Below are 22,582 nucleotides of genomic sequence, written 5' to 3'. Positions count from 1 at the left end.
CGAGACGGCGCTCACACGAGGCCACCACGCTCGCCAATCAACCCAGCCGGATTATTCGAGGCGCCGGTAGCGGTAATGCTGCGCCTTGAATATCTGATTGAAATACCGCCCCAGGGAATCGGCTTCTAGCAGCGCCTGTACCACCTCAGCGGGTACCTGTTCGTAGCGGTATAGCGAGCCGTTGTGAAACAGCACCTCCAGCGCTTGCTCATCCGGGTCGTAACCCAGCTCCCGGAGGCTGCGCGATTTAACCGCGACGCGCTTCATACCGCCGGATCGGGCTGCTGCTTGAAGCCCTCGGCCTGCATGCGCCACAGCGCGTCAAACGCGCCGCCACGGTTGCGCAGCTCATGCGGCGGGCCGTCTTCGACGATCTGACCGTCGCGCAACACGATGATCCGGTCGAAGCTCGACAGCGTTGAAAGACGATGTGCCACGGCGACAACGGTCCGGTGATGCACAAGATTGTTGAGCGCCGCCTGGATTTCCGCTTCGGATTGAGTGTCCAGCGCCGACGTGGCCTCATCGAGGATAAGGATCGGTGCGTCCTTCAGGAACGCCCGAGCGATCCCCAGGCGTTGGCGCTGGCCTCCAGAAAGCATCACCCCGCGCTCGCCGACCAGGGTGTCGTAACCCTGCGGCAGCTCGCGGATGAAACTGTCGCAGAACGCGCTGCGTGCCGCTTCGACCACCTCGTCGTCAGTCGCACCGGGGCGACCGTAGCGGATGTTCTCGCGAATGCTGCGGTTGAACAGCGCGGTTTCCTGCGGGACCACGGCGATCTTCTCGCGCAGGCTGTCCTGGCTGACGCTGCGGATGTCCTGGCCGTCGATGAGAATGCGCCCATCCTGCACATCGTCCAGCCGCTGGATGAGATTGATCAGGGTCGACTTGCCGGCCCCGGATGAGCCCACCACGCCGACCTTCTCCCCGGCCGGAATATGCAGATCGAGATGACGGAACACGGCGCCGCGATCGGGATAGCTGAAACTGACGTCCGCAAAGGTGATGTCGCCTTCGGCCAGCAATAGCTGTGCATCGCTGTCCTCCAGGCCGTGAGGCTGAACGATGATGCGCAGCGTGTCATCGATGGCACCAATCTGCTGGGTCGCATCCACCAGCGCCAGCGCCAGATCGCGCGAACCATGCAGGATGCGGAACGTCAACGCGCTGACCAGCACCACGTCGCCAGCGGTCACTTCCCCGCCGACCCACAGGCTGATCGCCCAGATCAGCATGCCGCCGGCCATCACCGACAGGCAGATGTCGTGCATCACCCGCGCTTTTTCCAGGTACATCCAGCTGCGTCGCTGAGCGCGCGCTTCGTAACCGATCTCCTGCGCGAGCCGTTCGGCCTCGCGGTCGCGGGCGGAGAATGCCTTGATGGTCCACACATTGGACACCGCGTCCACCAGCTCACCGCCGACCCGCGCCGACTGCGCGGCGAAGCGTTGATGCTTTGAGCGCCCGCGGATGCCGAAGCCGGTGATCAGCGCGGCGACGATCGCGACGAATAGAATCAGCGCCACGGCCATCCGCACGTCAACGGTGAGCAGTACTACCACCGCACCGATGAAATCGACGATGGGCGGTACGATCTTCCATGCCAGACCGCCGTAGATGGCGCCAGCCGCCTGACCCACCGCGGAAATACGATTGCCCAACGATCCGGCGAAATGCTCGGTGAAGTATCGCATCGGGTGGCCGGTCAGATGCTTGAACAGGTCGACGCGCAGATCCACAACGCTGGCCACCACGGTACGGCAGCCGAGCCAGCCACCGAGGCGCCAGAACACGTTTTCGACGACGATCAGGCCGACGAACAACCCCAGCGGAAACCAGACGTTGGCAGCGCCGCGATCCGAGGAGCCCTGAGCCATGGCATCGACCAGCAGCTTCATGCCGTACTGCACGGCCACCGCACAGCTGGCAGCGCCGACGATCAACGCCAGCAGACCGCCGAAATGCCAAGGCCGCACGCAGATGTAGTGCCACAGAAAGGCTATCGGTCGGCTCGGCAGCGGCACCGCGTGTGGCTTCGCCTTGGGCGCCTGAGCCGGGGCGTTCATGGCAATGTTTCGGCGAGCTGCGGGGCGTGGTTGAGCTGGCTGAAACGCGTCTGCTGTAGTCGCAGCTCGTCGGCCAGGCCTTCGTGTACGCAGCGGTTACCGTTTTCGTCCGGGAAGCCCAACAGGCCGACCGGACAGTGGCGATCATCGGTCCAGCCGGGGTAGTCCAGCACCGGATACAGACAGATGCCTTCGACCGGAACCCCGCGCTGCATGGCCAGCCCGGCCTGCTCACTGACGTAACGCAGCCAGTCGCCGCGCACGTCACCCTCGGCGCCGGTTTCGGCGATCAGCAGCGGGCGCTTATAGCGTTGCCAGATCTCCGTGAGGATGCCCTTGAAGGGACGGTAGTCCGGGTTATCGCGTTCAATGGTGCGGCCGTCACCGTGGTACCACTGGTTGTCCGAGTAATAGTTCACCCCGAGCACGTCGAGGTAATGCGGTGCACCGCCGAGGCCGGGCCAGGCCTCGCCGCAGAGCATGTCCCAGGCTTCGAACTGCGATTGACGATAGCGCTCCGCCTCGCGCTGCGGGCCGGGGCGGTCGTTGCTCGCCGCCACGTGAATGGCCGGATCGACCTGAACGAAACGTGCCCGCGGCTCCACGTCACGGATCGCTTCCATCGCCGCGATGGTCGCGCGCACCAGCTGATGTTTTAGTTCGAAGCCTCGGCCGCGGGTCATCGGGTTGAAATACGCCTCATCACCACCGGCCCAGGCCCAGAACGAGATTTCGTTGAGCGGCGCATAGAAGGGCACCGTATCGGTTTCATCCTTGATCAGCTGCGCCGCCGCCGCGGCATAGCGGGCGAAACGCTCGACGAACTGCGGCCGCCAGATATCCACATTGTCCGGCCAGCCGTAATGGCACAGGTCCCAGATGACCTGGGTGCCCTGACGCTGCGCCGCCTGCAGCATCGGCAGGAAGCTCGACCAGTCGTATTCGCCGGACACCTGCTCGATCAGGTGCCAGCGCAGGCCGTCGCGTACGCTGTGCAGGCCATGACGATGCAGCACCGCATAGTCATGGGCGGCCCAGCGATCGTGTCCAGTAGCAGCGAGCAGATCGAGACGCCGGCCGTCGCTGCGGCGGTGACTGGAGCATTCGAATCCCCCCATGAAAAAGCTCTTGAACAGCGTGGGCTGATGCATCTTGCGCCTCGTCTCAGGGTGCCTGTTCAGCCAGCGACTGGCTGTGTTCGGTGCTTTCGCCGGGCTCAGGACCGCGCTCGGCTTCCTCGATGCGTTTGTACAGCGCCAGCGCCTGCCCCACCACCTGGTCCATGTTGTAGTACTTGTAGGTGCCGAGACGCCCAACGAAGGTCACGCCCGGCGTCTCGTCGGCGAGCTTCTGGTAGCGCTTGTACAGCTCGGCGTTTTCCGGCCGTGGGATCGGGTAGTACGGATCGCCCTCGGCGAGGGGTATTCGTAGGTGATGCTGGTCTTCGGATGGACCTGCCCGGTGAGGTGCTTGTACTCGCTGATACGCGTGTAGGGCACGTCCTCGCTCGGGTAGTTGACCGTGCCGACGGCCTGGAACTGCTCCTGGTCGAGCTGCTTGTGTTCGAACTTCAGCGAGCGGTACGGCAGCTTGCCGAAGCGGTAGTCGAAATACTCGTCGATCGGCCCGCAGAAGATCAGGTGATCGTGCTGCACCTCGTCGCGGATTTCCCGATAATCGGTGTTGATCATCACCTTGATGTTCGGATGCGCGAGCATCTTCTCGAACATCTTCGTATAACCGTACTTGGGCATCTGCTGGAAGGTATCGGTGAAGTAGCGGTCATCGGTATTGGTGCGCGTCGGGATGCGCGAGGTCACCGACTTGTCCAGCTGCGATGGGTCCAGCCCCCACTGCTTGCGGGTATAGCCGCGGAAGAACTTCTGATACAGCTCACGGCCGATGCCGTTGATCACCACGTCTTCGCTGGTCTGGATGTCATCCACCGGCTCGGCACGACTGGCGAGGAAATCAGCTGCTTCCTGCTCGGTGGTCATGCTCAGGCCATAGAGCTTGTTCAGCGTGGTCATGTTGATCGGGATCGGCACTTCCTGGCCGTCCACCTGTGCCAGTACGCGATGCTCGTACGGCCGCCATTCGGTAAAGCGCGACAGGTAGTCGACGATGCGCTGGGCGTTGGTGTGAAAGATGTGCGGGCCGTAGCGATGGATCAGTACACCGGCTTCATCGTAGTGGTCATAGGCATTGCCGCCGATGTGCGGGCGCCGATCGACCACCAGCACGCGCTTGTTCAGCCCCGCCGCCAGGCGCTCGGCCAGTACGCTGCCGGCGAAACCGGCACCGACGATCAGGTAATCGAAGCCGCGGCGGCCACTGGACGAGCCGTTGCTGGCGCCACCGCCTGCGTGCTCGGGATTGCTGTCTCGCAGGCTCACATCGCGCATTGCATCTTCTCCTTCATCAACGCCCAGGTATGGTCCCAGGACATGTCGCCAAGAATCTCGTCGGCGGTCTTCAGCAGACGGTCGCGGTCTTCCGCGTCGGCCAGCGCTTTTTCCACCGCATCGATGAACGCATCGGGCGTGTCGGCGATATGGACGATCTCGGTATCGCCATAGGTGCGCACCACGTCCTTGATCGGCGTGGACACCACCGGGCAGCCGCCAGCCAGGTATTCGGGGGTCTTGGTCGGGCTGATGAAACGCGTCGATTCATTCATGGCGAACGGCATGATCGCCACGTCCCAGCCAGACAGATAGCGCGGCAATTCGTCGTAGGTCTTGCCGCCCAGGTAGTGAATGTTGTCGCGCTGCGGCAGGTCCGCCGGATCGATCTTGACCACCGGGCCGACCAGCACGAACTGCCAGTCGGGGCGTTTTTCCGCGACCTCGGCGACCAGCTGGATATCGAAGCGCTCATCGATCACGCCGTAGAAACCGAGCCGAGGCTGCGGGATCTCCGCCTGGTCATCGGGATCGGCCTGAGTCCGCCGCGCTTCGGCGAAATGCGCCACGTCGACGCTGCTGGGAAAGGCGTGGGCGTTGTCGTGCAATTTGCGCTTGGCTTCCCAGATGCTGTAGCCGCCGGTGAAGACCAGGTCGGCGCGCTGCAGCAGTTCGCGTTCGCGCTCGACCAGTTCCGGTGGCGCGCCGCGGAAGGCGGACAACTCGTCCATGCAGTCATAGACGGTGAGTTTGGGCTTCAGATGCCCGGCATAGCCCAACGCCATGGGCGTGTAGTACCAGAGCAACAGCTCGTTGACGCCGAGCTTGTGAAGATAGCCATCGAGCAGGTCGCGCTGTACGCGCAACGCCGTATCGCCCTCGCAGCCCTGCGGCAGGCGCGGAACCAGCACCTGCACGTCGTTTTCCTCGGGACGCACTTCCAGCCAGGGCTGGGCGTCCTCGGTGGGAATCGGCTCCTCGACGAACAGCACGTTGAAATCCCGCGCGAACCGGGACATCAGGTGCTGGGGGCGCTGATAGACAAAGCTCCAGCGAAGATGCGAAAGACACAGCAGCGTCGGCACCCGCTCATCGAAAACAACTTCGGGCGGCGTTTCCCGCTTGTCCGGGGATTTTCCAATCTCGTATTGATAAGGGCCGGCCCAGCTCATGGCTACCTCGTACAGATGGCGAAGTCCTCCAGAGTCCCTTCTGCCGCATCGCATAAACCCCCGCAGCCTGCGTAGGTAGGAAGAGTCGAGGCGCGCTGCAGCCTGAACAGCGGTGGCGATCCCAAGCGCAGCTCGCCGGCTATGGACGACACAGGGCGAGCCAAGGTTCCCCGTAGCGCAACCGGGAGGTCGGTCATCGGCTGACCGCCGCCTCGTTGGAACTTGCTCGCACCTTCCCCCGTCCCTATCACAGGACGCCTGATTTACCCCGGCATCGGCGCCGTGTGCTTCAGCAGTCAGCACCGCCCGACTCGCCGACACCAACCCTGGAGATGCTTGCAGCGGCCGCGCTCATACGGTCAGCGGTGTATCTCCGTGCGCGTCGAATATTCGGTATGCGAGGTAGACACACATGATTCTCGTAACGGGCGGAGCCGGTTACATCGGGTCCCATGCGGTACTGGAACTGCTCCTGGCGGGCCACGAAGTACTGGTGCTGGACAACCTTTGCAACAGTTCGAAGATCGCGCTGGACCGAGTCGAAGCGCTCGCCGGCCGCAAGGCTCAGTTCGTCAAGGGTGACGTGCGCAACCGCTCGCTGCTCAATGCACTGTTCGCCTCATACCCGGTGACCGCGGTGCTGCACTTCGCTGGGCTCAAGGCTGTCGGCGAAAGCGTGCGCGAGCCCCTGCGCTATTACGAGACCAACGTCAGCGGCAGCATTGCGCTGTGTCAGGCGATGGCCGAAGCGGGCATCTTCAAGCTGGTGTTCAGCTCGTCGGCCACGGTCTACGGCGATTCGCCCAAGATGCCGATCACCGAAAACTGCCCGACCGGCCTGCCGACCAATCCCTACGGACAGTCCAAGCTGATGGCGGAAAACGTACTCAAAGGCTTGGCCGAATCCGATCCGCGCTGGTCGATTGCCCTGCTGCGCTATTTCAACCCCATCGGCGCGCATGAGTCCGGCCTGATTGGCGAGGACCCCAACGGCACGCCCAACAACCTCCTGCCCTACATGCTTCAGGTGGCGGTCGGTCGGCGCAAGCAACTCAACATCTACGGCGCCGACTACCCGACCCCGGACGGTACCGGTGTGCGCGACTACATCCACGTGGTCGACTTGGCCAAGGGGCACCTGAAGGCGCTGGAGCGGCTGAGCCTGGTGCACGGTGTTTCCACGTGGAACCTCGGCACCGGCCGAGGCTATTCCGTACGGCAGATGGTGACTGCGTTCGAAGAAGTCATCGGGCGACGGCTGCCACACGTGTTCAAAGCGCGCCGCCCCGGCGACATCGCTCAGTGCTGGTCAGACCCGACCAAGGCCCGGGAGGAGCTTGGCTGGCAGGCGGAGAAGGACCTGCTGGCCATGCTCACCGATGCCTGGCGCTGGCAGAGCCGCAATCCGCAGGGTTATGCCGTGGAACAGACCGCAACCGGAAAGACCGAAGCAAACCCCGAAACCGCGCTGGCGAGCTAGGCATCAGTGCGGTTGCGACCATCGAGAGTCATGTCAGGACGCGCTGCAGGCCAGTTCACGGCGGATCTTGGCCACGTCCAGCCGGCGGTTCAGCTGAACCACCCCGGTCAGCTGCGGATCACGCACTGCGAGCCTCAGAAGCGCCGTGCGGATCTGCGCTGCCGTCGCACAAGGATTCAACGACGCGTACAACGCAGCAGCACCCGCCACGTGGGGCGCAGCCATCGAGGTGCCGCTCATATAGGCATAGCCGGCCGCACCGGTGGAAGTCGGCACCGTGGACACGATGCTCACTCCCGGCGCCGCGATGTGCACATTGTTCACGCCATAGTTGGAGAAGCTCGCACGGCGGCCTGCCTTGTCGATAGCGCCCACAGAAATCACGTTTGGCAGCGTGTAGCTCGCCGGATAGCTGGGCGTTTTATCGATGTTGAGTCCGCTATTTCCAGCAGCGGCAACGAACAGGATGTTGGCGTTACCTGCGGCCTTGATCGCATCGTAAAGCGCCTGCGAATAACCACCCCCGCCCCAGGAGTTGTTGGTGGCGACCAGATTGATCTTCTTCGCCAGCTTCAGCTTCGTCAGGTAATTGATGGCCTTTACCGCACCCGCCGTCGTGCCGCCGTTGGCGCCGAGGAACTTGGCGGTAATGAGCTTGGCCGTAGGGCATACGCCGAACACGCCCACGCCATTGTTAGCGACTGCGGCGACAGTCCCGGCCACATGGGTGCCATGATCATCTGCCGGTCCGTCGTAGATACTGGCGTTGTTGGCGGCGAAATCCCAACCCTGAATGTCGTCGATGTAACCGTTTCGGTCATTGTCCTTGCGGTCAGCGCGGCTGCCTTCGCCCGGATTGATCCAGGTATTGGCGCGCAGGTCACCGTGGGCGGTCATGACGCCTTCATCAATGATGCCGATGTGAATCTTGTTCGAGCACAACGCTCCGGCATTCCAGGCGCCTAGCGCGCCGCTACCGTAAGGCGAGGCCGGTGACGTGGTCGCGCCCTGCATGCCCCAGAGCAGGCTCAGTCCCGGATCTTTGGGGTTGGCGAGCTGGCGATGATAGATCCAGTTGGGCTCGACGAAGGCCACCGCAGGATCGGCAGCGAGCCGTGCGATGAGCGCCGCATTCACCTTCTTGCCTTTGCCCAGCTTGGCCTGCACCAGATCGCCTTTGGCGTCCTTGCGGGCCGCCTTGTCGAGCAGCTTCTGTGCCGCCTTGGCGCCCTGCTTGCTCAGCGCGGCACTCTTTGCCGCCTCCGACGCGCCAGGCTTGAATTGCACCAGCAGCTCGCCCTCGACGAAGGCTCTGCCCGCCTTGAGTGAGGCGTCTACCGCCGGGTTCGGCTTGGCCGCTACCTGCTCTGCGCCAGCTGCCAATACAACGAACAGACAAAGACCGACACGCCGCTTCTTGACCATCACTGTTCTCCTCGAACAACTGCAGATAGCCTGCGCCGAATCGCCAGGCAGGTCCCAGGGAGGGACGATAACGACTGTATCGGCAGCGACAGCGGCGGTTGAGTGACAACGGACAAACGGCTCGCCGCCTGTCGGTGACCTAGCCCGTAGGGTGGGCTTCAGCCCACCGAGAGACACCGACATTCCCCATCTGACCGCCCATCCACCGACACCCATCGAAACGCTTGGCCCGCCGCTACCGCTCTGCTGCTTCCCTGCCGCTCAGCTCGTTGCGCAGCCACTCGGCCAGCCGCTCCGCACGGCGATCCAGCCGGCGGGACGGTACCCAGAGGGCCAGCCTGGCGCGGGTCTCGACAAATCCCCAAGGCGCCAGCAAGCGCCCCTGGCGCAGATCGTCAGCCACCAGCTGTTGCGGCGCGATGGCCACGCCGAGTCCTGCCAGCGCCGCTTCCAGCAGGAAATAGAGATGCTCGAAACCCTGGCCCATCTGCAATCGGGCCGGATCGAGGCCGTTGCCGATCGCCCAGGCCGGCCAGGCCTGAGGACGCGATACGGTGTGCAGCAGCGGCTCGCCAAGCAGCTCGCCCGGTTGCGCCTGGCTCAGGGCGGCACAGCGTGGATGGTGCGGACTCAATACCGGCCCGATGCACTCGACGACCAACTCGTGCACCTGCATGTCCGCCGGCCAGGGCGGCTCGGCATACCAGAGCGTGGCGTCGAGGCCGGCGCGCCGCGGGTCCAGCTCACCCTCGCTCGCCGACAGCTGCAAATGCAGATCCGGCAGTTCACGGTTGAGACGATCCAGTCGCGGGATGAACCAGCGCGCCAGCAGGCTACCCGGGCAACCCAGCACGAAAGGCGCATCGGCGGTCTGCTGGCGCAGCTCAACACAAGCCCCCCGCAGCCGCTCGAAGGCATCGCCCGTCGCATCACGCAGTCGCAGCCCGGCATCGGTGAGTTTTACGCCGCGACCTTCCTTGCTGAACAGGACAACGCCTAGGTGTTCTTCCAGCAGGCGAATCTGCCGACTGATCGCCCCATGGGTCACGCTGAGTTCGACTGCCGCCTGGCTTACGCTTTGCAAGCGTGCCGCAGCCTCGAAGGCGCGCAGTGCATTAAGCGGAGGAAGTTCTTGGCTCATCGGTGAGTTTTCCTGACAGATTGCGGCGATCTTATCGCTTTTTATCGGACCGCAAGTCGGTTAATTTTCACCCTATCGCGCATCCGCCGTTACGCGGAGCACCGCTTCCCTGCAGGAGATGACCATGACCTCATTGCGCAACGGCCCTGACGCCAAGGGCCTGTTCGGCCACTTCGGCGGTCAGTACGTCGCCGAAACCCTGATGCCGCTCATTCATGAGCTGGCCGCCGAATACGAAAAAGCCAAGACCGATCCCGAATTCGCCAAAGAGCTGGCCTATTTCCAGCGCGATTATGTCGGTCGCCCTTCCCCACTGTATTTCGCCGAGCGCCTGACCGAGCATTGCGGCGGTGCGAAGATCTACTTGAAGCGTGAAGAGCTGAACCACACCGGCGCGCACAAGATCAACAACTGCATCGGCCAGATCCTGCTGGCCAAGCGCATGGGCAAGCAGCGCATCATCGCCGAGACCGGCGCCGGCATGCACGGCGTGGCCACCGCCACCGTTGCTGCGCGCTTCGGCATGCAGTGCGTGATCTACATGGGCACCACCGACATCGATCGTCAGCAGGCCAACGTCTTCCGCATGAAGCTGCTCGGTGCCGAAGTGATCCCGGTCACCGCCGGTACCGGCACCTTGAAAGATGCGATGAACGAAGCCCTGCGCGACTGGGTGACCAACGTCGACAGCACCTTCTACCTGATCGGCACCGTCGCCGGCCCGCACCCTTATCCGGCCATGGTGCGCGACTTCCAGGCCGTGATCGGCAAGGAAACCCGCGACCAACTGCAAGCCCAGGAAGGCCGTCTGCCCGACTCGCTGGTGGCCTGCATCGGCGGTGGTTCCAACGCCATGGGCCTGTTCCACCCCTTCCTTGATGACCAGGGCGTGAAGATCATCGGCGTAGAAGCGGCCGGCCACGGCATCGAGACCGGCCAGCATGCCGCGAGCCTCAATGGCGGCGTCCCCGGCGTACTGCACGGCAACCGCACCTTCCTCTTGCAGAACGAAGACGGTCAGATCATCGACGCCCACTCGATCTCAGCCGGCCTCGACTATCCAGGCATCGGCCCCGAGCATGCCTGGCTGCACGACATCGGCCGTGTCGAGTACACCTCGATCACCGACAACGAAGCGCTCGCCGCCTTCCACAAGTGCTGCCGCCTGGAAGGCATCATCCCGGCCCTGGAAAGCGCCCACGCGCTGGCCGAGGTGTTCAAGCGCGCACCGACCCTGCCGAAGGATCACCTGATGGTGGTCAACCTCTCCGGTCGCGGCGACAAGGACATGCAGACCGTCATGCACCACTACGACGAACAGGAAGAACATATATGAGCCGCCTGCAGACGCGCTTCGCCCAGCTGAAACAGGAAAACCGCGCCGCGCTGGTGACCTTCGTGACCGCTGGCGACCCGGATTACGCCACCTCGCTGGAAATCCTCAAAGGCCTGCCCGCCGCGGGCGCCGACGTGATCGAGCTGGGCATGCCTTTCACCGACCCGATGGCAGACGGCCCGGCGATCCAGCTGGCCAACATCCGCGCCCTGGCCGCCAAGCAGGACCTGGCGAAAACCCTGCAGATGGTCCGCGAGTTCCGTCAGGGCAATCAAGACACGCCGCTGGTGTTGATGGGCTATTTCAACCCGATCCACAAAATGGGCGTCGAGCGCTTCCTGGCCGAAGCCGTGGAAGCGGGCGTGGATGGTCTGATCGTCGTCGACCTGCCGCCGGAACATAACGAAGATCTCTGCGACCCGGCCCAGGCCGCGGGCATCGACTTCATCCGCCTGACCACCCCGACCACCGACGACAAGCGCCTACCTGTCGTTCTTAACGGCAGCTCGGGCTTCGTCTATTACGTCTCGGTGGCCGGCGTGACCGGGGCGGGTTCCGCCACCCTGGAGCACGTCGAAGAAGCCGTCGCGCGCCTCAAACGCCACACCGATCTGCCGCTGTGCATCGGCTTCGGCATCCGCACACCGGAGCAGGCGGCGGCCATTGCCCGTCTGGCCGATGGCGTGGTGGTCGGCTCCGCATTGATCGACAAGATCGCCAGTGCTGGAAGCTCTGACGAAGCCGTTAAAGGCGTTCTTGGCCTTTGCCGAGAGCTATCCGGAGGCGTACGCGCCGCCCGCGGGTGAACCGGTAGGGTGGGCCGGGCGGCGCTCCGCTTCAGCCCACCATTGCCTCACCCCTCGAGCTCAAAGCTGGTGGGCTAAAGCCCACCCTACAAAAGCGTCTCGACCGGCCCCATTGCTCCGAACCCCGGCGGACCGTAGGGAGGGGTTTCCTTGTGGGCTTCAGCCCACCGTCGCGCGTCGAACCCCAACTTCAACACCGTTAAGCCCACCTTTTCCGCTATGCCCCAATCGCCATATCCATGTAGGCAAGGAGGCCTCCATGTCCAACTACCGCCGAAGCCAGGTGCCCGGCGGCACCTGGTTTTTCACCGTGACATTGGCTGACCGCCGGTCCCGACTACTCGTCGAAGAGATAGACCATCTTCGTCATGCTTACCGCCAGGCGCAGCAAGCCCACCCATTCCGCACCCTCGCCATCTGCGTCCTGCCCGATCACCTGCATGCCATCTGGACGCTTCCGGACGGCGACTCCGACTTTGCTGGCCGCTGGAGCCTGTTGAAAAGCACCTTCTCCCGACAATTACCCGCGCACAGTCGAAACCCAAGCAAGGTCCGCAAACGCGAGAAAGGCATCTGGCAGCGCCGGTACTGGGAGCACCAGATACGGGATGCATCCGACTTGCAGCGCCACGTTGATTACATTCACTACAACCCGGTCAAGCATGGCCTGGTCGAGCGGGTTGCCGATTGGCCCTATTCGAGCTTCGAACGATACGTGAAGAACGGGCTAGTGCGAGGCGACTGGGTAGGTAGCACGGTGGCCGATGGCTGCTTTGGTGAGTAATCGTCGTTCATCTCTGCCTTCACGGGCATCTCGGTCTTGGCGGGCTGAAGCCCACCCTACAAGGGTCGTGATATCACCGACGCCACGCCCAGACCGCAGCCGTAGGGTGGGGCTTTAGCCCACCGCCTGCCGCGGAGCCAAGCGAACAACCTGACCCATCAACGCCGCCCGATGGTTTTGGTGGGCTGAAGCCCACCCTACGAGTTTGTCACGGAATCAGGGGTTACATACCCTGCTGCGGGCCTTCGGGACTTGGTCGTTTGAACATCGCAGAACAAACCATTCCTCATCGATGACCAATATCGATCTGCTTGATTTCGGCAGCGATGGCCGAACGCGTAGCATGCCCTGCACATCCCCAGTACCCGCTCGAGGAGATTGTCCATGCCTGATACCCCTTACGTACCGCCGAAAGTCTGGACCCACGACGCACCTTCGGGCGGCAAGTTCGCCAGTATCAACGCTCCCACCGCCGGCGCGCGGGAGCAAAAGCCGCTGCCGGTCGGCAAGCACCCGCTGCAGCTCTACTCGTTGGCCACACCCAATGGCGTAAAAGTCTCGATCATGCTCGAAGAGCTGCTCGCCCTCGGCCACAGCGGCGCCGAATACGACGCCTGGCTGATCCAGATCGGCGACGGCGACCAGTTCGGCAGCGGCTTCGTCGAGATCAATCCGAACTCGAAGATTCCAGCCCTGGCGGATCACAGCGTCGACGGCGAACCGCTGCGCGTGTTCGAGTCCGGTTCGATTCTGGTTTATCTCGCGGAAAAGTTCGGCGCCTTCCTGCCGACGGAAACCCGCACCCGCACCGAGACCCTCAACTGGTTGTTCTGGCAGATGGGCTCGGCGCCCTTTCTCGGCGGCGGCTTCGGGCACTTCTACGCCTACGCGCCGGAGAAGTACGAGTACCCGATCAACCGCTACTCCATGGAGGTCAAGCGCCAGCTCGATGTACTGGACCGCCAGCTGGCCGACAACCGCTTCGTCGCGGGCGATGATTACAGCATTGCCGATATGGCGATCTGGCCGTGGTACGGCGTACTGGTCCAGGGCGAACTCTACGAGGCCGGCGAATTCCTCTCCGTACAGGATTACAAGCATGTACAGCGCTGGGCCGCCGAAGTGGCTGGGCGCCCCGCCGTGGTCCGCGGACGCAAGGTCAACCGCACCTGGGGCGACGAGTCGGAGCAGGCTCCCGAACGTCACGACGCTTCGGACCTGGATTAAGCCGCACATTGAAATATCGGGGCGGAAAACGAGCCGTTCTCCGCCCGTCGATATCCGTCGCCGTAGGGTGGGCTTCAGCCCACCAACGTTCAACTGAACGGCTGAACCGAAAGGCGCCCAGCCCACCCTACCGCTTGCTTCTATCGGCGCCGCTCGATCGTCAGCAGTAGCTACAGCTTGAATCCGAGCGATCCTGCCACCGGCTTCGGCTCGCACCCGCGTGTTGCAACGCCACCGCAACGCTCAGTCCAATCGAAAGACTAATCGCCACCCGCGCCACCGCAATGTCGCTTGGAACGACTTGCCGTTCCGACCGCTGATCCTCCCTCGCTGAACTATGGCGGTACAGCCAGACCCAATATCCATGAGCGTTGCTCTTGATCGCCGATGAGGCAGCCATCGTTTCCGGTTGCTCGCACCCAGACGTGTCGTCAGGCCTATAAGCGCAGCGCTCGTCTACCCAGTTGTTCAACACAACGCGAGGTGAACCATGAAACACACATTGGTAGCAGCGTTCGCAACGCTGACCGATGCCACTCGAACCCAGGGCGACCTGATGGCGCGGGGCATTGCGAAAGAGCAGATTCATTCAGTAGGCGCCGATAGCGCTGAAATCCATGCCTATGACGCGCCCTACTCCACTGCGGGCGGCACTCTGGACCGCGAGCATCACGAATCCAAGGTCGCGCATTTCTTCAAATCGCTGTTCGGCCATGAACCGCACGATGAGCATCGCCGCCACGCCACCGCCTATCCTGAGGCCGTGCGCCGGGGCTCTCTGGTGATCGCGGTTGACGTGTATGACGAAGATCAGCTGATCCGTGCGCGGGATGCACTGGAATACAACGGCGCGCTCAGCATCGATGACAACGGAGCCGGTGCTGGCGCGACGCCCGGCTATGCCGGACCCACCAGCCCTTATGCCGGTGCGACTGGCGGCGACAGTCATCTCGACAAGCATTTCGCAGGGACCACCCACACCGCGAGCGATACGCGGCCGGCGGGCAGTGCGCACCTTGACACGGGAGCACCTGTCGGCGGCGCGGCGGCTACAGGCCATACCACCACGACGGGGCCAGCCGAGACTGACCGCTACGGTGTCGGGAGCGCGGCCAAGCGAGCAGGCACGGGCTATCCGGAAACGGCCGCCACTGCCGCTCCAACCGGAGGCGGTCTGGCTGGCGAGACGGTCGGTACGCGCGATGCCACCCAAGGCATGGATGCGACTCAGGCCGGGGCCTGTACCGATCGTGTCTGTGTGATCAAACGGCCAGGTTGATTGCCAACGCTACGTAGTCACGGGCCGCTTACTGCGGCCCGTTTTCCATAGGCAGCGATCATCTCCGAATCTCTCCGCGGCTGGCGCAACGATCACGGTCATGCTGAAGCGAAAACGCTCGCCTACAGACCCGACGGATATCGGGCTATTCAGCCACCCTACGAAGCGCATGCAAGCTGCAGCATCCATCGCCGTTGCAACACTTGTGTAGGGTGGAAAACGGCAACGCCTTTTCCACCTTTGCGGCTTCCACTTCTAGGTCAGTTGCCCTCGACTATCGCTCCAGCGCCTGCCGTATCCCGGCGCTCCCCAATGTCAGCGCGACACAGTCCTCCGTCAGCCCCAGCGCGGCGTTGGTCAGCGCCTTCTTCTGGTAAGGCTTGCGCAGCTTGAGCCCGATCTCGGACGCAATCAGCGCCGCAGACGCCCCGATCAGCGCCGGCAGCCATACCGGCTCGCGCCGTGCGCTGGCCAAGGCCGCCGCCGTCACCCCTCCGGACAGTGCGCGAAACATCATCGACGGAACAATCGTCCGATCCGGTGCGAAGGGCATCTTGTCCCCCAGCAATTCGGCGGCAGCCATTGGCAGCAGGAGTTGCTGCGCGCGGCGCGACGCCAAGGTGCGCGCCGGCTCGTCAACGTTATCCATATCGTCCCGCGCAGCCAAAGCACGGCTGACCATCGTCGGCGCCAGCATGCTGCGCATGCCCGTCACCGCGCCAAGCGCCAGGGCGCCCCAAAACAGATTGCTGGATGTCATTGCCGTTTCTCCCGGTGGTTGTTAATTGCGACCGGACGCTCGCTGCCAACGTTCGTTGCGGCACGCGACTTGCGACGGACGACATGACTACCGGGCGATGCGGCGGCTGACATCAGCGAAACCGCACGTCGCCTCTCGCCAAAACGCCAACAAGCGGTCATCAACCTGCCACGCGCGCTTTCTAGTTTCGGTCCGACCCCACCGCACCGAGGAAACAACAATGCAAACGCGCGTACTGAATTGGCTGTTCGCGGTAAGCCTGATCGGCCTTGCCGGCCCAACGCTGGCCCAACAGGCACTGCCCGAGCACGGCTCCATTGAGCAGGACTACCGAGACCAGCAGCAGGACGGCCTGAGCGCCAGACAGCGGGCCAGCGAGCGCCGCAGCTGGCGCGCGCCGGACTGGCGACCGGAGCCGGTGGTGTCGGTCAATATCCTGAGCATCAACGACTTTCACGGCCAGCTCTCCCCGCGCACCGTGGCCGGACGGCCTGCAGGCGGCGCTGCGGTACTCGCCTCCTACCTGAAATCGGCCAGCGGCGAATACACCCTTATCGTGCATGACGGTGATCAGGTCGGCGCCTCCCCGCCCAACTCCGCCTTGCTGCGCGACGAGCCTTCGATCAGCCTGCTCAACCTGTTGGCCAATGCGCATTGCCGCCCGTTCGGCCGCCAGATGGAAATGTCCCGCAGCGCGCAGACGCTCGCGCAGCAGCGCTGCAACCTGATCGGCACCCTCGGCAACCACGAGTTCGATAACGGCAAGACCGAGCTGCTGCGTCAGCTCACCGGCGGCAACCACGCCAACGGGCCGTTCCTCGAAGACGAATGGCAAGGTGCCCGCTACCCCACGGTTTCAAGCAACGTAATCGATCAGGCGACTGGTGAATCTCTGCTGCCGCCCTACTCCATCTACTATGCCGGCGGCGTGCGCATCGGCGTGATCGGAGCCGTGCTGAAGGAAACCCCGTCCATCGTCTCGCCGAGCGGCGTCGCCGGCCTGCGCTTCATCGACGAGGCGGACGCCATCAACCGCTCGGTAGCGGAACTGCGTCGCCAAGGCATACGCGCTATCGTGGTCGCCTTGCACCAGGGCGGCCAGCAGACCAGCTACGACGGCGCAACCAACCCTGAGGCGGACGAGGTGACAGGGCCGGTGGTGGACATCATCGAGCGCCTGGATGATGAGGTGGATGTGGTGATTTCCGGTCACGCCCATGGCTTCACCAACGCGCTGGTGCCCAACGCCAGCGGCAAGCCGATCCTCGTGACCCAGGCGTTCTCGGCGGGCACCGCCTATGCGGATATCGAACTGGTAGTCAGCCGCCGCAGCCGCGATATCGTCGAGAAGTCCGCTGCCATCCTAACCACCTGGGCCGACCAGGGCCCAGGCCTTTCGCCGGACCCAGAAGTCACCGCACTGGTGGCCCAAGCAGACGCACGAGTCGAGCCGCTGGTGGCTCGCGTGGTTGGGCTTGCGCAAACCGCCCTCACCCGCACCGAAACGCCGGCCGGCGAATCGGCGCTGGGCAACCTCATCGCCGATGCTCAACGCGTAGCGACCGACGCCCAGATCAGCTTCATGAACCCGGGCGGCATCCGCGCCGACCTGGAGAGTGGCGAGGTGAGCTGGGGTGAGCTGTTCGCTATCCAGCCGTTTGCCAATGACCTGGTTTCCATGGACCTGACCGGCGCGCAGATCAAGACCATGCTCGAACAGCAGTGGATCGGCCAGAGCTACCCTCGCCTGCTCAAACCCTCCGGTATCCAGTACAGCTGGTCCGCCAGCCGCCCCGAAGGCAACCGCGTAATCGAGATGCGCGACGCCGCCGGCGCGCTCATCAACCCGGCGGCAATCTATCGGGTCACGGTCAACTCCTTCCTGGCGGGCGGCGGCGATAACTTCACCGTACTCACCGAAGGTACCAACCGCGTCGTCGGCCCGGTGGATCTGGATGCGCTGGTGAGTTACATCGAGTCACTGCTACAGCCGTTCGGTGCGAGTGTCGAGGGACGGATTCAGCGGGTTGATTGATCTGCTCAGCTAAATAACAAGAGAGGCGGATAGGTGGTCTGTCACCTCCTCTAGAGGGAGCGCATCGAAGGGGGCAAGCCAGTAAACGGATGGCTGCATCAGCCATCCAGGACCCTTCTATTGCGCGCGCCGAAGCCGGTGTTAAGGCGCTTGAGCCTGGATCCTCGCAATCCGGCTCATTGCTTTTTCGCAACGCATGAAAAAAGGCGGCTCGAGGCCGCCTTTCATATTTGTTCAGCAGTTTTGTTCAGCAATTTACTGACCGAGCAGACCGGCACCCTGTACCGAACCGAAGGCAAAGCCGATGAATTCCTGCACGCTCATGTCGCGGCCGTTCAAGGTCACTTTGTCGTTGGCGTAATGCAGCGAGCTGGCGAGGCGGTCACCTTGCAGCTGGAACCAACCAGTATTGATCGCCACACCACTGAACAGCTCGGTCGTGGCATCAACCTGCTGCTGCACCGCACCCGAGTCTGCCTGGGCGCCGCCCTGCTGGCGCTGCGCAATCAACCCTGCAACATCGCGCACGAGGCTCTTGTCGATGCCGGCCTCGGCTTTGAGCGAAGCGAGCATGCTGGTGATCATCACGTCAGGCGTGAACGCATCGTCGCTCGGGCTGCGCAGGTCGAGCACAACGGACAGGCGGGCAGCGCCGTGCGCGGTCTCGAAGCCGAACTCGTCGAGCGCCAGGGTGGGATTGTGCTCGAGCAGTTGCAGGGCCAGCGCCTGCAGCTCCTGCTGCTGGGCGTCGGTCATGCTGGCGAGCGCATCTTGCGGGGTGGGGCTGCTGTCGAGAATTTCCTTGTAGCTGTCGACCAGCGCCTTGACGCTGCTTTCCTCTAGATTGCGCAGGCTGAAGGCAACGACGAGGTTACGCAAGGTCTGGCCCTGCGCGCTCACCTCGCCGATGCGGTAGGCGAACGTCTGGTCAAGGCCGCGGTTGCCACGGCTGAGCATTTCGTCGATGGAGGCTTTCTGGATGACCACCGCGGGCTCGTCGCCGGCCTGGATTTCCATACGTTCGAGCGTAATGGCAGACGGACCTTCACCGAAGCCGTCGGCGTAGTCCTGCTTATCAATACTCAGGCCGAAACCGAGCAGGCTCACGCGCACTGGCTTACCGCTGTCGCTGCGTTGCAGGTTGATATCGACTTCCGGCAGTTCACCGTCCATGCGCACATCGGTGGCGTCTTTCGACGCATCGAAGGTGACAGTGCCGGCGGCGACACGGACGGTGCCGTCTTCGTTCTGCATGTTGAGGGCGGCCGAACGCAGCTCGCCGGACTGGCCGCCGTCGTAGCCGATGGCGACGTCGCCCACCAGCGGCGTTTCGCCCGAAGCGGCGTCGAAGAGCTTTTCGGTCAGCGGTGTCCGCTCAAGCTGAAAATGGCTCTGAGCAGCGACCGGCATCAGTTGGCCACGAGCCAGACGCGAGACGGGGAATGGACCGTGCTCGAGGCGGTCCTGCAGGATGACCGAGTACTGCTTGGTGTTGCCTTCATCATCAGGCACTTCAACATCGATCTGGTAGCGGGCGGCGCTGGACAGCAGGCCGCGGTCGAAGCTGAGCAACTTCAAGCTGACGTCGGCACCGGCGCCAACGCTCATTTCGCGCAGCTTGACGTTGGCCTGGTCGACGGCGTCGCGGGCGGTCGATTCGACCTGGGTGCTGGTGTAGAAGGTGGCGGCCCCGAAAAGGGCCAGGGGTACGGCAACGGCGAGTGCGAGCTTTTTCATTGAAGCATCCTGTGCAGCGGCTGGGCAGACGTCCTGTCAGCCGATAGTTGGCGAGCGGCGGCACTCTATCAGCGAGGCTGCGTAGCCTCCAGCGCGCGATGCAACGGAATCAAAAGCGTGAGAACGCGACAACAAACCGCGCCATCACCACCGATACAATCCATAGATCACCACGCCCAGGCCAAACCCCATCTGCGCCAACAGAAGCGCACGAATGGCGAAGGTATAGCTGATGACCGGGTTCTGCCCCAGCGCATCGTTGGCAAAAATTCGGTAGCTGGCGGGAAACTCGGACTCGATCTCTTTGAGCGCCGTGATGGTCAGTTGCAACAGCTGGCGACTGCGCGCATCGACCAGCCAGAACACTATCGCCAGCAACACGGTGAAGGCACCCAGCAACATCAGCAAGCCTGGCGAGAAACCCCGCTCCAAGGCGGCCAGCACACCGCCATCGGCAAAGATCGCCAGCACCACGAAGAAATTGAAGCCGCGCAGGCGCTGCTCGGCATTGAGCTTGAAATGCGCCCAAACAAACCCTCGACTGTCCACGTGCCTCTCCTTTATCGAATGGCCGGGCCTTGCTGGCCCACCGAATCCGGCGATGCGGCGCGGCGGCTCTTTTGCAAACTAGTGGCCTGTACGGTTAGTTGGCTAGCTCAAGTTCGCAGGTTGAGCCTTACCTGTGGGAGGCCCGACCTCGGGGCGAAGCCTTTGCCCTACACCGCGACACTACAACTTGACAGCCCTGCGGGCTGCATTCGCCGCGGGGCGCGCCTCCTACAAGATTGCGGGCCGGCTTGAATCCATGGAGAAACGTTTTAACCGTACTAGCCACTAGCCAAGGTTGCTGGAAAAGCCTCAACGCCCCTCACATGAGAACGTGGTCGGTGCGATAAATCCCATGGCGGGCAATTCAAATAGCGGAGCAAAGCCAGCCGTTTGCTCGTGCAATGGGTGAGTCTCGAAGCAAGCCCGAGCAGCCCTCGCTTGCAGCTGCGGCGCCGAGTCATATGGCTCGATCTTGTAGTTCGTCAGTTCATCGCCCGAGCAGGACGCGAACATGAGCAACGGCCTGCTGCTCACGCCTGGCCCAATCCCCGGCAATCTCCACAAACGGCTGCTGATGCCGCTCAAGCCAGGTTCGGCAAGCCTCATGAAAGTGCCAGCGCTCGCCGACATCCGGTTGGCAACGCTGACCATCGGCATGCCACTCGGCGCCTTCCGGTGACAGCAGCAAACGCTGGTCATACCGCCGCGCGAGCAGCTCATTCTCCAGCCACGCCGGGCAGCTGCCGAACAGCGTCTGGCTCCAGACCATGTTGCTCAGCAGATGCGTATCGAGGATCAGCAGCTCAGGCGCCGTGCTGCGCGCGGCGTCTTCCCACAGGAGCTGGCCTCGCGCGATTGCGGAAATATCGTCCAAGCAGGTGTCGCGCTGCTCCTGCTCGATGAAATGACGGACATACTCGCCCACCACCACCCCACCGAAGCGTTGCTGCAACCGCGCGGCGAGCCAACTCTTACCCGTCGACTCGGCTCCGGTGAGCACCAATACTTTCATCGGACCGCGAGCCTCACCTGCCGCCATTCGCGTATGCCCGCGATCGCCAGCAGGGTGAACAACCCGTAAAGCCCCGCGGTGAGCCAGTAGCCTTGGAACAGGAAGAACCCGACGTAGAGCGTGTCCACCACGATCCACAACACCCAGCACTGCCACCGCTTGAGCGCCATCCACAGCTGCGCAAGCAGGCTGAAGGCTGTCAGCGTCGCATCCGGCCATGGATAAGCCGCTTCGGTAGTAGTCGCCATCACCAAGCCCAGTCCAACGCCACCCAGCACCGCCACAGCCAGGCCCGCGCCCACCTCCATCGCCGTCGCGCCCACCACAGGCCGGCCGCCTTCCCCACCGCTGCCCCGCGTCCACTGCCACCAGCCATACAACTGCATGGCGGCGAACACACCGTTGAGCAACACCTGCGAATACAACCGCGCCTCAAAGAAAAACCAGGCATAGAGCGATACCATTACCAACCCAATGGGCCAGCACAGCGGGTTCTGCCGCACGGTAAGCCAGACGGCGAGCACACCGAGGACGGAGGCGATGAGTTCGAGGGTGGTCATGGGGCTGGGTCAGCGGTAGAAACGGGTGGGCATGATACGGCAGGTGTAAGGCGTTGCTTGATACGCGCCGGGACAACTCGGAGTAACCGTAGGACAGATGCGAGGCATCGCCATTGAAAGTACGCGTGGACAAGCAAAGCGTTGTCCACCCTGCGCCACCAAACTAGCCTGCTCCGCCGACGCTTCGGTATTGCGTAGGGTGGACAACGGCGGAGCCTTTTCCACGCACCACTCCCAGACTACCTCGCTATAAATAACGTTTGGATCTGATTGAGCGCGACCAGCAAGCGAGAGGACGGATAAATTAATCTGTCCCCTTTTTCCGTTGGCTCGCGATAGAAGATGCAAAGCGCCATCAGCTGGCGGAAACGTTAACAAGTTGGACTCCTCGGGATGGCGGAGTCGATGAGCTCCGCCAGACTTGTTAGGGTCTTGAGCCTCCACTCATAGATTACGAAAGGAACTCGTATGGCCAAGCCCGCTGCTCGCTTATCCGACACCCACTCCTGCCCCATCCCCGGTCACGGTTTCCAACTCGATAGCGGTTGGTTCGCCGGACGTCTTATTCAACAACCTACCTGCTGCCCGAGTCGGCGACGCCAGTAGCTGTGGCGGCGCGATATCAGAAGGCGAAGCCACGATTTTGGTCAACGGCAAACCGGTTGCATTCCTCGGCATGCTGATCGCATTCTGTTTCGCCCGAGAACATTGCTGTTCTATGCCGAGGACAACTACGACTTCAACGACGATGGCTCAGTGTTCAGCCAGCCGCTGGGCTTCTGGAACTTCGATGGTATCGCTCCCA

General features: G+C 63.1%; 19 protein-coding genes and 2 pseudogenes. 9 read left to right on the top strand and 12 right to left on the bottom strand.

Annotated elements, in window-relative coordinates; translation table 11 throughout:
- Nucleotides 1–51: 51 nt before the first annotated feature.
- The 5 genes and pseudogenes from DQ405_RS20765 to DQ405_RS20745 form a co-directional block, all read right to left on the bottom strand.
- Entirely contained in the window at nt 52–267 is a 216-nt protein-coding gene (locus DQ405_RS20765) for a KTSC domain-containing protein (protein ID WP_168425931.1), read from the bottom strand.
- Nucleotides 264–2,069, bottom strand: a complete 1,806-nt coding sequence (locus DQ405_RS20760) for an ABC transporter ATP-binding protein (protein WP_168425930.1) — start codon at nt 2,067–2,069, stop codon at nt 264–266. Before DQ405_RS20760 ends, DQ405_RS20765 begins: the two co-directional genes overlap by 4 nt.
- Nucleotides 2,066–3,220 (bottom strand): beta-glucosidase, encoded by a 1,155-nt coding sequence (locus DQ405_RS20755; protein WP_168425929.1) that lies wholly within the window; start codon nt 3,218–3,220, stop codon nt 2,066–2,068. Before DQ405_RS20755 ends, DQ405_RS20760 begins: the two co-directional genes overlap by 4 nt.
- Before the next feature lie 13 nt (nt 3,221–3,233).
- Nucleotides 3,234–4,474: pseudogene (gene glf, locus DQ405_RS20750) on the bottom strand (UDP-galactopyranose mutase).
- Entirely contained in the window at nt 4,462–5,646 is a 1,185-nt protein-coding gene (locus DQ405_RS20745) for a glycosyltransferase family 1 protein (protein ID WP_168425928.1), read from the bottom strand. The pseudogene glf and the gene DQ405_RS20745 overlap by 13 nt, the downstream one beginning before the upstream one ends.
- 412 nt (nt 5,647–6,058) lie before the next feature.
- Between DQ405_RS20745 and galE the strand changes: the two genes are divergently transcribed.
- Nucleotides 6,059–7,126, top strand: coding sequence for a UDP-glucose 4-epimerase GalE (galE, locus tag DQ405_RS20740; RefSeq protein ID WP_168425927.1), 1,068 nt, complete (start codon nt 6,059–6,061; stop codon nt 7,124–7,126).
- 33 nt (nt 7,127–7,159) lie between these two features.
- Here galE and DQ405_RS20735 read toward each other — a convergent pair whose 3' ends face one another.
- Together DQ405_RS20735 and DQ405_RS20730 are read right to left on the bottom strand one after the other, a co-directional pair.
- Nucleotides 7,160–8,551: a S8 family peptidase gene (locus DQ405_RS20735; protein WP_168425926.1), complete on the bottom strand. Its 1,392-nt coding sequence runs from the start codon at nt 8,549–8,551 to the stop codon at nt 7,160–7,162.
- 235 nt (nt 8,552–8,786) lie between these two features.
- Entirely contained in the window at nt 8,787–9,692 is a 906-nt protein-coding gene (locus DQ405_RS20730) for a LysR family transcriptional regulator (RefSeq protein ID WP_168425925.1), read from the bottom strand.
- A 124-nt stretch (nt 9,693–9,816) separates the two neighbouring features.
- On the opposite strand from DQ405_RS20730, the gene trpB reads away from it, so the two are divergent.
- The 5 genes from trpB to DQ405_RS20705 all read left to right on the top strand — a co-directional run bounded on the left by trpB (nt 9,817) and on the right by DQ405_RS20705 (nt 15,124).
- Nucleotides 9,817–11,028 carry a tryptophan synthase subunit beta gene (gene trpB / locus DQ405_RS20725; protein ID WP_168425924.1) on the top strand — a complete coding sequence of 404 codons (1,212 nt, stop codon included), beginning with the start codon at nt 9,817–9,819 and terminating at the stop codon, nt 11,026–11,028.
- Entirely contained in the window at nt 11,025–11,834 is an 810-nt protein-coding gene (gene trpA, locus DQ405_RS20720; RefSeq protein ID WP_168425923.1) for a tryptophan synthase subunit alpha, read from the top strand. Before trpB ends, trpA begins: the two co-directional genes overlap by 4 nt.
- Nucleotides 11,835–12,093: 259 nt before the next feature.
- On the top strand, nt 12,094–12,618 hold the full coding sequence (locus tag DQ405_RS20715; RefSeq protein ID WP_168425922.1) for an REP-associated tyrosine transposase: 525 nt from the start codon (nt 12,094–12,096) through the stop codon (nt 12,616–12,618).
- Nucleotides 12,619–13,002: 384 nt separating this feature from the next.
- The gene (yghU, locus tag DQ405_RS20710) at nt 13,003–13,845 is read left to right on the top strand and encodes a glutathione-dependent disulfide-bond oxidoreductase (protein WP_168425921.1); all 843 of its coding nucleotides are present in this window, start codon (nt 13,003–13,005) and stop codon (nt 13,843–13,845) included.
- 490 nt (nt 13,846–14,335) lie between these two features.
- Complete coding sequence (locus DQ405_RS20705) at nt 14,336–15,124, top strand: hypothetical protein (RefSeq protein WP_168425920.1); 789 nt, start codon at nt 14,336–14,338, stop codon at nt 15,122–15,124.
- A 274-nt stretch (nt 15,125–15,398) separates the two neighbouring features.
- On the opposite strand, the gene DQ405_RS20700 is transcribed toward DQ405_RS20705, so the two are convergent.
- A complete protein-coding gene (locus tag DQ405_RS20700; RefSeq protein ID WP_168425919.1) occupies nt 15,399–15,884 on the bottom strand; it encodes a DUF4126 family protein in 486 nt (161 codons plus the stop codon).
- A 220-nt stretch (nt 15,885–16,104) separates the two neighbouring features.
- Between DQ405_RS20700 and DQ405_RS20695 the strand changes: the two genes are divergently transcribed.
- Entirely contained in the window at nt 16,105–17,919 is a 1,815-nt protein-coding gene (locus DQ405_RS20695; RefSeq protein ID WP_168425918.1) for a bifunctional metallophosphatase/5'-nucleotidase, read from the top strand.
- Nucleotides 17,920–18,174: 255 nt separating this feature from the next.
- Here the strand turns inward: DQ405_RS20695 and DQ405_RS20690 are convergent, their stop codons facing one another.
- From DQ405_RS20690 to pnuC, 4 genes are all read right to left on the bottom strand, one after another.
- Complete coding sequence (locus DQ405_RS20690; RefSeq protein WP_168425917.1) at nt 18,175–19,656, bottom strand: YdgA family protein; 1,482 nt, start codon at nt 19,654–19,656, stop codon at nt 18,175–18,177.
- A 144-nt stretch (nt 19,657–19,800) separates the two neighbouring features.
- Nucleotides 19,801–20,205, bottom strand: a complete 405-nt coding sequence (locus tag DQ405_RS20685) for a hypothetical protein (RefSeq protein ID WP_168425916.1) — start codon at nt 20,203–20,205, stop codon at nt 19,801–19,803.
- 487 nt (nt 20,206–20,692) lie between these two features.
- Nucleotides 20,693–21,217 carry an AAA family ATPase gene (locus tag DQ405_RS20680; protein WP_168425915.1) on the bottom strand — a complete coding sequence of 175 codons (525 nt, stop codon included), beginning with the start codon at nt 21,215–21,217 and terminating at the stop codon, nt 20,693–20,695.
- Nucleotides 21,214–21,777, bottom strand: coding sequence for a nicotinamide riboside transporter PnuC (gene pnuC, locus DQ405_RS20675; RefSeq protein ID WP_168425914.1), 564 nt, complete (start codon nt 21,775–21,777; stop codon nt 21,214–21,216). The genes DQ405_RS20680 and pnuC overlap by 4 nt, the downstream gene beginning before the upstream one ends.
- Nucleotides 21,778–22,258: 481 nt before the next feature.
- Between pnuC and DQ405_RS27575 the strand changes: the two are divergent.
- A pseudogene (locus DQ405_RS27575) lies at nt 22,259–22,405 on the top strand (PAAR domain-containing protein); the annotation flags it as partial.
- Nucleotides 22,384–22,582: DUF6402 family protein (locus tag DQ405_RS28685; RefSeq protein WP_446730903.1), on the top strand; the 199-nt coding region annotated here is incomplete at its 3' end. The pseudogene DQ405_RS27575 and the gene DQ405_RS28685, both read left to right, overlap by 22 nt.

It is taken from the genome of Pseudomonas sp. SST3 (genome assembly GCF_003325755.1).
The sequence above is the reverse complement of the archived record's forward strand: the minus strand, read 5'-3'. Positions and strand labels throughout refer to the sequence as shown.